Source organism: Janthinobacterium sp. SUN120, assembly GCF_030397735.1.
Taxonomy (GTDB): Bacteria; Pseudomonadota; Gammaproteobacteria; order Burkholderiales; family Burkholderiaceae_D; genus Janthinobacterium; species Janthinobacterium kumbetense.
In genome coordinates, this window is the sequence record NZ_JAPUBW010000001.1 from 77,630 (window position 1) to 91,919 (window position 14,290).

At 64.5% G+C, this 14,290-nt stretch carries 16 protein-coding genes; 14 read left to right on the forward strand and 2 right to left on the reverse strand.

Going from position 1 to position 14,290, the window contains the following annotated elements; translation table 11 throughout:
• Nucleotides 1-53: 53 nt before the first annotated feature.
• The 12 genes from O0879_RS00275 to O0879_RS00330 all read left to right on the forward strand — a co-directional run bounded on the left by O0879_RS00275 (nt 54) and on the right by O0879_RS00330 (nt 11,469).
• Entirely contained in the window at nt 54-1,487 is a 1,434-nt protein-coding gene (locus O0879_RS00275) for a cytochrome ubiquinol oxidase subunit I (protein WP_099667343.1), read from the forward strand.
• A complete protein-coding gene (cydB, locus tag O0879_RS00280; RefSeq protein ID WP_289914182.1) occupies nt 1,477-2,484 on the forward strand; it encodes a cytochrome d ubiquinol oxidase subunit II in 1,008 nt (335 codons plus the stop codon). The genes O0879_RS00275 and cydB overlap by 11 nt, the downstream gene beginning before the upstream one ends.
• Nucleotides 2,485-2,522: 38 nt before the next feature.
• Entirely contained in the window at nt 2,523-2,615 is a 93-nt protein-coding gene (locus O0879_RS00285; protein WP_306558458.1) for a DUF2474 family protein, read from the forward strand.
• The gene (locus O0879_RS00290) at nt 2,615-3,148 is read left to right on the forward strand and encodes a hypothetical protein (RefSeq protein WP_251348143.1); all 534 of its coding nucleotides are present in this window, start codon (nt 2,615-2,617) and stop codon (nt 3,146-3,148) included. The genes O0879_RS00285 and O0879_RS00290 overlap by 1 nt, the downstream gene beginning before the upstream one ends.
• 45 nt (nt 3,149-3,193) lie before the next feature.
• Nucleotides 3,194-3,637, forward strand: a complete 444-nt coding sequence (locus O0879_RS00295; RefSeq protein ID WP_289914183.1) for a hypothetical protein — start codon at nt 3,194-3,196, stop codon at nt 3,635-3,637.
• Between the two features lie 127 nt (nt 3,638-3,764).
• Nucleotides 3,765-4,106, forward strand: coding sequence for a hypothetical protein (locus O0879_RS00300; protein ID WP_289914184.1), 342 nt, complete (start codon nt 3,765-3,767; stop codon nt 4,104-4,106).
• Nucleotide 4,107: 1 nt separating this feature from the next.
• Nucleotides 4,108-5,466, forward strand: coding sequence for a TolC family protein (locus O0879_RS00305; protein ID WP_289914185.1), 1,359 nt, complete (start codon nt 4,108-4,110; stop codon nt 5,464-5,466).
• Between the two features lie 2 nt (nt 5,467-5,468).
• Nucleotides 5,469-6,851 (forward strand): copper oxidase, encoded by a 1,383-nt coding sequence (locus tag O0879_RS00310; RefSeq protein ID WP_289916120.1) that lies wholly within the window; start codon nt 5,469-5,471, stop codon nt 6,849-6,851.
• 196 nt (nt 6,852-7,047) lie between these two features.
• Nucleotides 7,048-8,703, forward strand: a complete 1,656-nt coding sequence (locus O0879_RS00315) for a methyl-accepting chemotaxis protein (RefSeq protein ID WP_289914186.1) — start codon at nt 7,048-7,050, stop codon at nt 8,701-8,703.
• 78 nt (nt 8,704-8,781) lie between these two features.
• Complete coding sequence (locus O0879_RS00320) at nt 8,782-9,555, forward strand: transporter (RefSeq protein WP_289897345.1); 774 nt, start codon at nt 8,782-8,784, stop codon at nt 9,553-9,555.
• Nucleotides 9,556-9,648: 93 nt separating this feature from the next.
• The gene (locus tag O0879_RS00325; RefSeq protein WP_289914187.1) at nt 9,649-10,155 is read left to right on the forward strand and encodes a hypothetical protein; all 507 of its coding nucleotides are present in this window, start codon (nt 9,649-9,651) and stop codon (nt 10,153-10,155) included.
• Nucleotides 10,156-10,170: 15 nt separating this feature from the next.
• Nucleotides 10,171-11,469, forward strand: coding sequence for an NAD(P)/FAD-dependent oxidoreductase (locus O0879_RS00330; protein WP_251348150.1), 1,299 nt, complete (start codon nt 10,171-10,173; stop codon nt 11,467-11,469).
• A 56-nt stretch (nt 11,470-11,525) separates the two neighbouring features.
• Here O0879_RS00330 and O0879_RS00335 read toward each other — a convergent pair whose 3' ends face one another.
• Nucleotides 11,526-12,041 (reverse strand): DUF6265 family protein, encoded by a 516-nt coding sequence (locus O0879_RS00335; protein ID WP_251348151.1) that lies wholly within the window; start codon nt 12,039-12,041, stop codon nt 11,526-11,528.
• A 147-nt stretch (nt 12,042-12,188) separates the two neighbouring features.
• On the opposite strand from O0879_RS00335, the gene O0879_RS00340 reads away from it, so the two are divergent.
• Nucleotides 12,189-12,788, forward strand: coding sequence for a hypothetical protein (locus O0879_RS00340; protein WP_289914188.1), 600 nt, complete (start codon nt 12,189-12,191; stop codon nt 12,786-12,788).
• A 27-nt stretch (nt 12,789-12,815) separates the two neighbouring features.
• Here O0879_RS00340 and O0879_RS00345 read toward each other — a convergent pair whose 3' ends face one another.
• Entirely contained in the window at nt 12,816-13,529 is a 714-nt protein-coding gene (locus O0879_RS00345) for an ATP-binding protein (protein WP_099667356.1), read from the reverse strand.
• A 309-nt stretch (nt 13,530-13,838) separates the two neighbouring features.
• Between O0879_RS00345 and O0879_RS00350 the strand changes: the two genes are divergently transcribed.
• Nucleotides 13,839-14,234 carry a hypothetical protein gene (locus O0879_RS00350; RefSeq protein WP_077406391.1) on the forward strand — a complete coding sequence of 132 codons (396 nt, stop codon included), beginning with the start codon at nt 13,839-13,841 and terminating at the stop codon, nt 14,232-14,234.
• Nucleotides 14,235-14,290 lie beyond the last annotated feature (56 nt).

Here is a 14,290-nt window from a genome sequence, read left to right on the forward strand (position 1 = left end):
GCCTAGAGTGGAGGCCTGGGTAAAACAGACGTCACACGTCGGGAAGGCAACACATGTTAGGGCTTACGGCACTGGAACTGGCGCGCGTCCAGTTCGGCTTCACCATCTCGTTCCACATCATTTTTCCTGCAATCACGATCGGCCTGGCCAGTTACCTGACGGTGCTGGAAGCGGCGTGGCTGCGCACGCAGGACGGCGTGTACCGCGACCTGTACCATTTCTGGTCGAAGATCTTCGCCGTCAACTTCGGCATGGGCGTCGTTTCCGGCCTCGTCATGGCGTACCAGTTCGGCACCAACTGGAGTTTCTTTTCCGATTACGCGGGCAGCATCACGGGGCCGCTGCTGGCCTATGAAGTGCTGACGGCCTTCTTCCTGGAAGCGGGCTTCCTCGGCGTGATGCTGTTCGGCTGGCACCGCGTGGGGCCCGGCCTGCACATGTTCGCCACGGCCATGGTGGCGCTGGGCACCCTGATCTCGGCCACGTGGATCATCGCGTCGAACAGCTGGATGCAGACGCCGCAGGGCCATGAAATCATCGATGGGCGGGTCGTGCCCGTGGACTGGCTGGCCGTCATCTTCAATCCCTCGTTCCCGTACCGGCTGCTGCACATGAGCGTGGCCGCCTTCCTCGCCACGGCCTTGCTGGTGGTGGCGTCGGCCGCCTGGCATTTGCTGCGCGGCAACGACAATGCGGCCATCCGCAAGATGATGACCATGGGCTTGTCCATGCTGCTGGTCGTCGCGCCCATCCAGGCCGTCATCGGCGACGTGCACGGCTTGAATACCCTCGAGCACCAGCCGGCCAAGCTGGCCGCCATGGAAGGCCACTGGGAAAACACGGGCAACGAAGGCACGCCGCTGATCCTGTTCGGCTGGCCGGACATGGCGCGCGAAGAAACCCTGTACAAGGTGGAAATTCCCCGCTTGGGCGGCCTGATCCTCGCGCACGACTGGAATGGCACGATTCCCGCCCTGAAGGAATTTGCGCCGCGCGACCGGCCCCCTTCCGCCGTCGTATTCTGGTCGTTCCGCCTGATGGCTGGGCTGGGCATGCTGATGATCGCGCTGGGCATCTGGAGCGCGTGGTTGCGCTGGCGCAATACCTTGTGGCGCTCGCGCCTGTTCCTGCGCTGCGCCCTGTGGATGGGACCGAGCGGACTGGTGGCCATGCTGGCCGGCTGGTACACGACGGAAATCGGCCGCCAGCCGTGGACCGTGTACGGCTTGCTGCGCACGGAGGATGCCGTCTCGGCCCACGGCGCCACGCAGCTGGGCATCACTTTGCTGTTGTTCATCGTCATCTATTTTGCCGTGTTCGGCACGGGCATCGGTTACCTGCTGCGCCTGATCCGGGTGGGGCCGCAGCCGCACGAAGGGGAGAGCGTCGAGCATGGCGGCCCCGGCCAGGAACGTACGCCTGCACGGCCGATGTCGGCCGCGCATCTGGAAGAGCAAGCGCAAGGAGGACATTCGCATGGGCATTGATCTACCGCTACTGTGGGCCATTATTATCCTGTTCAGCATCATGATGTACGTGGTGATGGACGGTTTCGACCTGGGCATCGGCATCCTGTATCCGTTTTTCCAGGACAAGAGCGAGCGCGACGTGATGATGAATACGGTGGCGCCCGTCTGGGATGGCAATGAAACCTGGCTGGTGCTGGGCGGCGCCGGCATGCTGGCGGCCTTTCCGCTCGCGTATTCCGTCGTGCTCAGCGCCTGCTATCTGCCGCTCAGCTTCATGCTGATGGGCCTGATCTTCCGCGGCGTGGCCTTCGAATTCCGCTTCAAGGCGCGCGAGCACGAGCGCCACGTGTGGGACAAGGCCTTCATCGCCGGCTCTGTGGCGGCCGCCTTCTTCCAGGGCGTGACCCTGGGCGCCTACATCCAGGGCATGCCGGTGGTCAACCGCAGCTATGCGGGCGGCGCGCTGGACTGGCTCACGCCGTTTTCCCTGTTCACGGGCGCCGGGCTGGTGGCGGCGTATGCCTTGCTGGGCAGCACCTGGCTGATCATGAAGACGCAGGGCCGCCTGCAGGCGCGCGCCGTGCGCCTCACGCGCGTGCTCGTCTGGCTGCTGCTGGGCGTGATCGCCGTCATCAGCGTCTGGACGCCGCTGGTCGATCCGGCCATCGCCGCGCGCTGGTTTGCGCTGCCGCAATTGTTCTGGTTTTTGCCCGTGCCGCTGCTGGTACTGGGCGCGGGCTGGCTGCTGCTGCGCTCCCTGCGGCAGGGGCGGCAGGCGGCGCCGTTCCTGTGCACGCTGGCGCTCGTCTTCCTCGGCTACACGGGCCTGGGCATCAGCGTGTGGCCGCACATCATCCCGCCATCGGTCTCGATCTGGGAAGCGTCGTCGCCGCCGCAAAGCCAGGGCTTTACGCTGGTGGGCGCGCTGTTCATCATTCCCGTGATCCTGATGTATACGGTGTGGTCATATTATGTGTTTCGTGGCAAAGTCCTGCCGGAAGATGGGTATCACTGATGCAAGGACAACAGACATGGTGGAAACGACTGGCCTGGATGGCCGGCCTCTGGCTGGCCAGCGTGGCGACCCTGGGCTTGGCGGCCTGGGCGATGCGCCTGCTGATGCGGGCGGCGGGGATGGGCAGCTGATGGCGGACGGACAAGCATCCGGCATCCGCTGCGAGGTCGGCGGCCGGCGCCATCCGCTGGCCTTCCTCGGCTGCCGCGGACTCAATTACGGCCAGCACAGCGCGCTGCCGCTGCATCCGTTCCGCCTGAGCGTGCCGGAAACGGCGCTGGCCGGCTTGCTCGACGAGCCGTTCAACAGTTTTCTCCAGACTTGCCGCGAAGACGATTTGCAGTACGAGGAAAGCGACTTGCCCGAGCTGATGCATGCCGGCTATCCCGACATCACGGCCATGCTGGCGGGCCACCGGCCGCTGCTGGCCGGGATGCTGCTCGACTTCATGATCGGCGATGTGATGGATGCGATCGGGCGCGCCAGCGGCTACCGGCCCCTGCACGCGCGCTACTGGGGCGATGTCGAGGCGGCGGACGGCCGCGCGTACTTCACCGTCAATCAAGTGCAGACTGTGTCGTTTGCCGATGGCCAGGTCATCTTCGAAGGGCAGGGCTATTACGGCGTGTACGTGATCTGGCTGACGCATGGCCGGCGAGCGTGAATAGGGACTTGACCTTCCTCATGTGGGAAGGTTTATAGTGGTGTCATGAACCGTGCCTTTTCCCGCTTTCTCGCCCGCTCGCTGCTCTGGCTGCTGGCCGTCACGCTGCCCATGCAGGGCTTTGCGTCGGCCATGCGCAGCTGCTGCGTGGACGAGCTGGCGGCGGTGGTCACGGTTGCCGTCGAGGCGCTGCCAACGCCCCAGTGCCACAGTATGGCCGACATGGCCGACATGGCCGACATGGCCGACATGCGGATGGCGGACCAGCCGATGAAAATGGCCATGGACGATGGCGCCGCCATGCACCATGGCCACGATTGCAGCAACCATGGCGCTTGCACCGTGGGCGCTGCGGCGCCGCCCGGCATGCCGCGCCTGCATGCCCTGACCCTGCGCGCGCCGCCCCCGGCGCTGGCGCCCGATTCCCTGTTCGCCGGGCATATCCCGTCCGGTCCCGAACGTCCCCCGAGAAGCACGCGCTCCGCCTGACCGCCCGTTGAACCTGGCGGTGCCGCCGTCGCACGTCCCTGCAGCTTGTATCGTGCACCGTGTTCCGGCCGCGCCAGCGTTCCAGTCGCGCGCCCGCCGCGCCATACCCTGTTCTTCAAGGAATACCATGAAATACCTGTTCAGCTTTGCGCTGGCTGTGCTGCCGCTGGCCGCCGCAGCGCAGTCACAGCCCGCCCCGCAAGAGGCGCAAGCCTCCGTGCCGGCCACCACTTACCGCTCCGCCTTCGCCGGCTACCGTCCCGCCGCCGAGGAAGATGCCACGCCCGACCAGGCCTGGCGCGCCGTCAACGACAAGGTCGGCAAGGCCGGCGGCCACATGGGCATGATGAAGATGGACGGCCACAAGATGGAAGGCCATGCCATGAAAGGCCACACGATGCCGATGGATAAGCCCAGCCCCAAGCCCGATGCCCAGCCGGCCCCGCAACATCAGCACGAAGGACACTGACATGCCACGTTTCACCAAATCAACTTGCCTCACGCCGCTGGCGCTGGCGGCCGTCCTGCTGCTCAGCGGCTGCGCCAGCTTCAGCGCCGATGGCGGCATGCAGGCCGTGTCCGCGCTGGCCGACGCCCGCACGGGCGCGCCCGACGCGCTGGCCGACAAGGGCGGCGAGGAAAAACTGGCGGCCTTGCTGGCCCAGCCCCTGGACGCGGACGGCGCCGTGCGCATCGCCCTGATGAACAACCACGGCATGAAAGTGGCGCTGGCCGAACTGGGCGCGTCCGAGGCGGACCTGGTGCAGGCGGGGCGCTTGCGCAATCCCGGCCTGTCGTTCGGCCGTTCGCATGGCAGTCACGGCAATGAAATCGACCGCGGCGTCAGCTTCGACCTGGCCGGCTTGCTGACCATGCCGATGCGCGTGAACATCGAACGGGGCCGTTTTGAACAGGCCAAGCTGCAAGCGGCCGGCAGCGCCGTGCAACTGGCGTCGGATACGCGCCGCGCCTACTTCAATGCGGTGGCCGCCGTGCAGACGGAACAGTTCATGCAGCGGGCGCTGCTGTCGGCCGAGGCGGGCGCCGAACTGGCCACGCGCTTGCAGCAGGCGGGCAACTGGAGCCGCCTCGACCAGGCGCGCCAGCAAGTGTTTTACGCGGACGCCGTCGGCGACCTGGCCCGCGCGCGCCACCAGGCCACGGCCACGCGCGAGCACCTGACGCGCTTGCTGGGCCTGTGGGGCAAGCAGACGACGTTCACTTTGCCGTCGCGCTTGCCCGATTTGCCGGCCAAGCCAGCCGAGGCGGGCAATATCGAGGCGCAAGCCATGGAGCAGCGCCTCGACGTGCAGATGAGTAAACTCGACGCGCATGCGACGGCCAGCGCGCTGGGCCTGTCCAAGGTGACGGGTTTCATCAACGTGCTCGACGTGGGCTACACCAACAAGAGCACGAGCGAGGCGCCCCGTGAAAACGGCTACGAAGTGTCGCTGGAGCTGCCCCTGTTCGACTGGGGTTCGGCGCGCAATGCGAAGGCGCAAGCCTTGTATGAGCAGTCGCTGCAGCGCACGGCGGGCACGGCCGTACGGGCCCGCTCGGAAGTGCGCGAGGCGTATTCCAGCTACCGCACGGCCTACGACCTGGCGCGCCACTACCGCGATGAAGTCGTGCCGCTGCGCAAGACGATTTCGCATGAAGTATTGCTGCGCTACAACGGCATGCTGGCCAGCGTCTTCGAACTGCTGGCCGATGCGCGCGAGCAAGTTGCCAGCGTCAACGGCGCCATCGACACCCAGCGCGATTTCTGGATTGCGCAAACTGAACTGCAAGGCGCCATCAATGGCAGCGGCCCTGCCAACAAGGAATAATGATGATTACACGTAGAAACTTTTTCATGAATGCGGGCGCGGTCGCCCTGAGTGCGGCAGCGGTGAGCCGCGTGGGCGCGGCATCGCTGCCGGAAGCCGTCAGCATGGCCGGCGCGGAGACGAAGGCGCCGCCACCGCCGCCGAACGGGCGGCCGTACAACCCCGTCGTCACCCTGAATGGCTGGTCCTTGCCCTGGCGCATGAATAACAACGTCAAGGAATTCCACCTCGTTGCCGAACCCGTCGTGCGCGAACTGGCGCCCGGCATGATGGCCAATCTATGGGGCTACAACGGCCAGTCGCCCGGTCCCACCATCGAAGTGGTGGAGGGCGACCGCGTGCGCATTTTCGTCACCAACAAGTTACCGGAACACACGAGCGTGCACTGGCATGGCCAGCGCTTGCCCAACGGCATGGACGGCGTCACGGGCCTGACCCAGCCGGGCATTCCTCCTGGCAAGACCTTCGTCTATGAATTCGTCGCCAAGCGGCCCGGCACCTTCATGTACCACCCGCACGCGGATGAAATGACGCAGATGGCCATGGGTATGATGGGTTTCTGGGTGACGCACCCGAAAGACCCGAATTTCATGAAGGTGGACCGCGACTTCGTCTTCTTGCTGAGCAACTACGACATCGACCCCGGCAGCTACACGCCGAAGATCATGACCATGACGGATTTCAATCTGTTCACCTTCAATAGCCGCGTCTTCCCCGGCATCGACCCCATGGTCGTGCGCCAGGGCGACAAGGTGCGCGTGCGCGTGGGCAATCTGACCATGACGAACCACCCGATCCACATGCATGGCCATGAATTCGAGGTGACGGGCACGGATGGTGGCTGGACGCGCCCCGAATCGCGCTGGCCCGAAGTGACGACCGATATTGCCGTCGGTCAGATGCGCGCCGTCGAGTTTACTGCCACGGACCTCGGCGACTGGGCTTTCCACTGCCACAAGTCGCACCACACGATGAATGCTATGGGACACGACGTGCCCACCATGATCGGCGTCGACCACCAGGGCGTGGCGGCGAAGATCAACCAGCTCGTGCCCGGCTACATGGTGATGGGCGAACGGGGCATGGCCGATATGGGCGAGATGCAGATGCCGATTCCCGACAATACCTTGCCGATGATGGCGGGCGACGGCCCCTTCGGCGCCATCGGCATGGGCGGCATGTTTACCACGGTCAAGGTGCGCAAGGATCAAAAAACCGGCGACTACCGCGATCCGGGCTGGTACAAGCACCCGGCCGGCAGCGTGGCCTATGAATGGACGGGCGCCTTGCCGGAACCCGTGCGCGGCCAGGGTACGGGCAAGCTGCCGGCCAAGGGGAGCGTCGAGATGACTGTGCGCAAACCTGGCGCACACGCGGGCCATTAACGCGGGCCATTAACGGAGGGGCGCCAAGCCCATGCCCGAACGGCTTGCCTAGCATGGCAAGCCGTTTTGCATGTTGCTATAAATCAAGGAATTGTTGTTTGGTGACAATCCGAGCATTTTTTTCCGTGTTTTTTCTTTATATTCAAGCCAGTACGCTCCAGTTGCATCGAGTATCGGCCAGTCTATGGGAGAAATCATGTTGAACCGGATGAAGGTGGGAACGCGCTTGCTGGCGGCATTCTTTTGCGTCGCGCTGATGGGGGCCATCGTGGCCGGCATCGGCATCTTCAACATGGGCAAGATCGATACCATGGCGGGGCAGATGTACAACCATGAACTGTTGGGCTTGTCGTACATCAAGGAAGCCAACATCGCCTTGATCAAGGTGGGCCGCGCGCGCAGCAACTTCTTGCTGGCCACGACCGCCGAGGAGCGCGCCACGCGCCAGGCCGACATCGCCAAATTCCTCGACTTGAATAAAAGTTACCTTGCCAAGGCGGAGCCGCTGTTCGTCACGCCGGCCGCCAAGGAACTGTTTGCGCGCTTCGCCGCCGTCGAAGCGGAATATATCGCCACCATGCAGCAGGCGCTGACCCTGGCGGCAGCCGAACCGCTGGCCCAGCGCAGCGCGCAACTGACCGAACTGCTCAACAAGACGCGCCAGCATGCCGATGAACTCGACGGCGTGCTGGACAAGCTGTCGCAGCAGAAGGAAGAGCGCGCCAAGGCCGCTTCCGAGCAGGCGTCCGGCGTGTACCAGGCCAGCCGCAGCTTCATGATCGCGCTGGTGCTGGGCAGCGTGGCGGCGGGCCTGGCGCTGGGGGCGCTGATCACGCGCGGACTGACGCGCCAGCTCGGTGGCGAACCGGCGTATGCCGTCAAGATCGCCGGCGCCATCGCCGAGGGCGACCTCACCGTCGATATCCGCACGGCCAGCCACGACAGCGCCAGCCTGCTGTTTGCCATGAAAACCATGCGCGACAAGCTGGTGGGCATCGTCAGCCAGGTGCGCTCGGGTACGGACACCATCAACACGGCCTCGGGCGAAATTGCCCAGGGTAACCTCGACTTGTCGTCCCGCACGGAAGAGCAGGCCAGTTCGCTGGAAGAAACGGCGTCGTCGATGGAAGAGCTGACGTCGGCCGTGCGGCAGAATGCGGACAATGCGCGCCAGGCCAATGCGCTGGCCGGCGCCGCGTCCGACGTGGCGGGCAAGGGCGGCGCCGTGGTGGGGCAGGTGGTGCAGACGATGGAATCGATCAACGCGTCGTCGCGCAAGATCGTCGACATCATCAGCGTCATCGACAGCATCGCCTTCCAGACGAACATCCTGGCCTTGAACGCGGCCGTGGAAGCGGCCAGGGCGGGCGAGGAGGGGCGCGGTTTTGCCGTCGTCGCGTCCGAAGTGCGCAACCTGGCACAACGCTCGGCCAGTGCCGCCAAGGAAATCAAGATTCTGATCGGCGACTCCGTCGAGCAGGTGGAAATCGGCTCCAGACTCGTGCATGACGCGGGCAAGACGATGGATGAAGTGGTCACCAGCGTGCGCCAGGTGGCCGACATCATGCAGGAAATCACGGCCGCCAGCGCCGAGCAAAGCGCCGGCATCGAGCAAGTCAACCAGGCCGTGCTGCAGATGGACCAGGTGACGCAGCAAAACGCGGCCCTGGTGGAAGAGGCGGCGGCCGCCGCCGAATCGCTGCAGGACCAGGCGCAGACCCTGACGGAACTGGTGGGCGTGTTCCGCCTGCATGCCCAGGCGCAACAGATGGCCGTGCCGGCGTCCAGCAATGTCACGCCGCTGCGCCGGCCGGTGCCGGCCGCCAGGCAGGGCGTGCGGCGCCTGGCCTGAAATGGGGCGGGTCCGGGCGCAATCGGCGCGGCGGTGGTAGGCTGTCGTTATTGCGCGTTTGCCACTTCCGGGTTTCCCATGCCGTCTTCTTCCCTGCCGCTGTTGTGTTTCTCCGTGTTATTGCTCTCCCTGCCGCCGCTGGCGCAGGCGCAGGAGGGCGATCCCGTGCTGCCGTACCGGCCTTCCGTGGCCAGTCCCGCCCAGCTGCCCGTGCCGGGCCAGCTGGAATTCGAGGCGGGCGGCCTGCTGTCGAAAACGGACGACACGCGCCGCGCCAGCCTGCCGTACACGTTCAAACTGGCGTTCAGCCCGGAATGGGGCGTATTGCTCGAAGGCGAGGGCTTCGTGCGTGCGCGCGACGACACGGGGCGCCGCGAAACGGGCGTGGGCGACACGACGGTCGTGCTCAAGCGCGCCTTTTTGCTCGACAGCGCCACGGCGCTGGGCCTGGAGTTGGGCTGGAAGTTGCCCACGGCCAAGGACAGCATCGGCAGCGGCAAGAGCGACGTGTCGCTGAACGGCATTTTCAGCCGCGACCTGGGCGCCGTGCACATGGACGCCAACCTGAACGCCACGCGCCTGGGCGCAGCCGACCCGCATACCGGCAGGGTGCAAACGGGCTGGGCGACCTCCTTTTCCACGCCCGTCAGCGAGCGCTGGGGCGCCACGGCGGAAGTGTCGGGCACGCGCTTGCGCGGCGCGCCGGCCACGGCGCAGCTCTTGCTGGCCGCCACCTACAGTCCCACGCCGCGGCTGGCCATCGATATCGGCATGGCGCGCGGCTTGACGGCGGCGTCGCCGGACTGGTCGCTGTTCAGCGGCGTGGTCGTGCCTTTAGGCAAGCTGTGGTGAGATTGCCACGGCAATCCTTATGTGTCCTTGCGAACAAACAGTTGGTTGCACAAGGTCTACAATTGCGGCATAACTGATAAAAGGAGTGTCCCCATGAAAACCCTGATTCTTGCCGCCGTCTTGCTGTCGGCCGCTACCGCTGCCGTCGCCCAGGTGGGCGTCTCCGTCACCGTCGGCCAGCCGGGCTTTTACGGACGCATCGACATAGGCGACTATCCAGCGCCGCAATTGATCTATGCCCAGCCCGTCATCGTGCAGCGCCCGCAATACTATTCGGCGCGCCCCATCTATTTGCGCGTGCCACCCGGCCATGCGAAACACTGGTCCAAGCACTGCCGCAAGTATAATGCCTGTAACCAAGAGGTATATTTCGTCCAAGATAGTTGGTATAACAACCAATATGTGCCCCGTTACCGCCAGCAGCATGGCGACCATGGCCGTCCCGACTACCGGGATCATGACCGTGATCGCGGCCACTATGACAAGCATGATGACAAGCGCGATAAACATGAAGGCAAGCGCGACAAGCATGATGACAAGCCAGGCAAGGGCCATGGCAACGGTCATGGCAACGGCAACGGCAACGGGCACAGGGATTAACAAGCAGGAGGATCTTTGCATAGTAAAATCGTTATCGTAGGGGGAGGTGCAGGCGGCTTGGAGCTGGCCTGTAAACTCAGCCGCAAGCTCGGCGCCGGCCAGGTCACCCTGGTCGACAGCCGCCTGTACCATATCTGGAAGCCGTCGCTGCATGAAGTGGCGGCCGGCACCCTGGACATTCATCAAGAGGGCCTGTCATACCAGATGCTGGCGCATGACAACGGTTTCACCTATGTCTATGGCCCCCTGATCGCACTCGACGCCGCGTCGAACAGCCTTACCGTGGGCGCCATCGCCACGGACAAGGATGAGCAACTCTTGCCGCAGCGCACTGTCAGCTACGACCAGCTGGTGCTGGCCGTGGGCAGCACCTCGAATTACTTCGGCGTGCCCGGCGCCCAGGAAAACACGATTTCCCTGAATGCCACGGAAGACGCCGAACGTTTCCGTCTGACCCTGCTGAAACTGCTGGCCATGGCCGAGCAGCGCCAGGGCGACGCGGGCCATCCCGGCGTCGACATCGTCATCATCGGCGGCGGCGCCACGGGCGTGGAACTGGCGGCCGAATTGCGCGAAGCGAGCGGCGTGTATGCCGCGTATGGTTTCCAGAATCTCAACGCCATCAAGGATGTGCGCATCACCCTGCTGGAAGGGGCGCCGCGCATCCTGGCGCCGCTGCCCGAGCGCGTTTCCATCGCCGCCTCGAAACTGCTGCACCAGCACGGCATCACCGTGGTGACCGATACGCGCGTCACCACCATCGAAGCCGACAAGGTAACGGTGGCCAGCGGCACCAGTTATGCAGCCGACATCTGCGTGTGGGCGGCCGGCATCCGCGCGCCGGAATTCCTGTCCACGCTGGGGTTGCCGACCAACCGCGCCGGCCAGCTGGAAGTGACGGGCATGCTCAACGTGCAGGGCCATGCGAATATCTTTGCGCTGGGCGACTGCGCCGCCTGCATGGGGCCGGACGGCAAGCTGGTGCCGCCGCGCGCCCAGGCTGCCCACCAGCAAGCCGATTACCTGCTGAAAACGTTCCTGCTGCAAGCGAAGGGCAAGCCGCCGCAAACCAAACCGTATGAGTACCTGGACTACGGTTCGCTCGTGTCGTTCGGCCGCACCACCTCGGTTGGCACCCTGATGGGTTCGCTGAAGGGCTTGAGCTGGTTCGTCGAAGGCTTTGTTGCGCGCATGATGTATGTGAGCCTGCACCTGATGCACCACAATGCCGTGCTGGGCAGCGTGCGCACGGCCGTCATGGCCATGGGCCGCTTCCTGATCAAGCGCAGCACGCCGCAAGTCAAGCTGCACTGATCGCGCTGCAGTAAACGGTTTGCGCCGGATCAAACAAGGGGCCTTGCGGCCCCTTTTTATTTGCCGCGCGCGACAGGCGCCGCTTCGCAACGGCCCCGCGTCATGGGAAAGTCGATGGTGGTGAATTTGCCCTTCAAGGTGCCAACGATGCTGGCATGCAAGATGCGCTCGCTGTCGCGGCGGTAGATGATGCGGCTCGGAAAGTCGTTGTCCAGGTTGGCGAAGATGAATTCATTCGGCTTGTCCTGGCGCAGCAGGTTGAAGATGACGGGCGGCTGTCCCGACGGCTGCACGATGTAGGCCAGCTGGCCCGGTTCCGTGAGGCGGATCTGCACGAATTCAAAGGCCGTCGTCTTGCCGCCCTTGACGGTGCGGCTGGTGCCGAGGATGGTGCCGCCGGCGGCCGTGCTCCATTGTTCGCCGGAACCGGGTTCGGCGCCGTCGACGTTCCAGCAGCCGGCCAGCCAGGCCAGCTTGTCCACGGTTTCCGGCGGCGGCACGGTATTGTCGGCGGCCTGGGCGGCGCCCATGGCCAGCAGCGCTGCCAGCAAGGTCGTTGCGAGTCGTTGCATGCCATCTCCTGTCGTTGCGATGTTAGCGGTCACTGGGGCACGCCCGCGGCGCGCCTGCCCAGTGTAGCCGATGCTGGGCCGTACACGGCAAACACTTTATACTCGGGAAAGATGCCGACCGTCACCACCATCACGCCAAGGACAATCATGCACGATACTTCCACGCAGCCGCGCGGCGCCGCCAGGCCGGGCCAGTTCGACGACCGCTACATCAGCTTGAAAAGCCTGGGCCTGGACCCGGAGCAGCTCGATTTCTACCAGCTGCTGCTGGCCTGCAGGGCCAGGGGGGAAGCCGGGGAAAGCCTGCGGCAGGTCGTGCGTTTCCGCACGGATGGCTATGGCAAGTCCCGCTTCATCAGCAGCCTGGACGCGTTGCCGGCGCCGCTGGCCACGTTTCCCCTGTGGCGTGCCGAGCTTGACGGCTGGCCCGGCGAACTGGCGCGCGAGGACTTGCTGGCGCGGGCGAGTGCAGCGCTGGAGCAGCCGGTCGGCGTCTTTCTCGCCTCGGCCGGCTGGCGCACGGCATTGCCCGACATTTGGCAAACCCTGCTGGTGCTGGGATGGCGGCAGGCGGGTTCCCCGGCCGATGCCGCCCTGGCGGCGCAATTGACGGATGTGTTGCGTGTTGGACATTTCTTGCAGGTGCTGGAAGGCGATCGCACCAGCCTGGCCGGGCATGGCGCGCGCCGCGATGTGCTGGGGGCGCAACTGCTGTTGCCGGAAGAGGGGATGCCGCTGCCCCGTTGAGGCGGGCAGGGCGCCCACTGCGGGAAATTATTCTTTTGGCGTAATGCGCGGCAAGACGACGGTCAGGGCCGTGCCGCCTTGCGGATTGGCCGTCAGGCTCAGGGTGCCGCCCAGGTAATGCACGCGCTCGCGCACGGAGCGCAGGCCGTGCTTGCTCATTTCGACGGGTTCGTTGGCCGGCAAGCCGCTGCCGTTATCCTTGACCGTCATCATCAGCGCCTCGTCATTGTCGTCGATGATGATGTCCACCTGCGTGGCGTGGGCGTGCGCGGCGATGTTGCCGAGCGCTTCTTCCAGGGTGCGCAGCAGGGCCACGCCCACGTTGCGCGGGCAAATCAATTCATCTTCGGGCAGGCTGCAGCGCACGGTGATCTTGTGCTGTTCGGCAAATTGCGCGGCCAGCTCACCGAGCGCGACATTTACGCCGAGAAACTCGAGCTTGTCGTTCCACAGCTTCATCTGCATCTGGCGGTTGGTCTCGATCACATTCAGCAGCAATTGCTTCATCGTTGCCGCGCGGTCGAGCAAGGCGGCTTCCTGCGGCATCTTTTGCGTCAGCAGCGACAGGTGCATGGTGAGCGCCGTCAGCGAGGAGCCGAGGCTGTCGTGCAGCTGGCGCGACAGGGCGCGCCGTTCATTGTCCCAGCTGGTGTTGACATGGCCGAGCAATTCGCTGAGGTCGGCGGCGCGTTCCGCATCGGCCTGGGACGCTTCCTTGTTCGGATCTGTTTGTGCGGACATAGCGCCCCGTGAATGGTGAAAGGTGAGGACCAAATTCAAGTTGTGGATCATACATGAGGATTTCATCGCGGGGCGCATGGATGAAAAATTTCTGTCTTTTCGGCAATTTTAATCTCCTTCCATCATTTTTATGTGATAGACAATATTATCGTTTGCGCCAGCATGCATGTTCCTGCCGTTACGTACGGCTGCGCACATACCGGGGCGCGGCACGCTGCCATAGTGGGGCTGTCATTACCCCCTGCGGCCTGGCGCCAGTATGGCGCGGGGCGCAGCACTGGCCCGCTTACCGAAACGAAAGGACATGCCATGAATATCGATACCATCGTCGACAAGGAATACCTCGACAAAAGCTTCCGCGACATCGTCAATGCGCCCATCAGCGCCCTGCGCGGCGTCAGCGCAAAAGACGCCAAGGCCTTGCAGCAGGCGTTTGGCGTGACCACCGTGCGCGAATTGTCCAACCTCAACTTCGTCAAATGGGCCAGCGCGCTGGCCATCCTGGCCGATGAGGAGGGCATGAGCGGCGAAGAGCGGGCCAAGGAAGAATTGCTCGACGACGCCGTGGAAATGACCTTCCCCGCCAGCGACCCGATTTCCGTCGATGCGGGCATCACGCGCATCGAAGTGTCGCCCGACACCGTCAATGCGCAAACGGACCACCAGCATGCGGGCCAGCATGAAGTGACGGCTGGCAAGAAATAAAGCCTGCAGGACATGAAAAAACCGGCTGGCCGCGAGGCTCGCCGGTTTTTTTACGC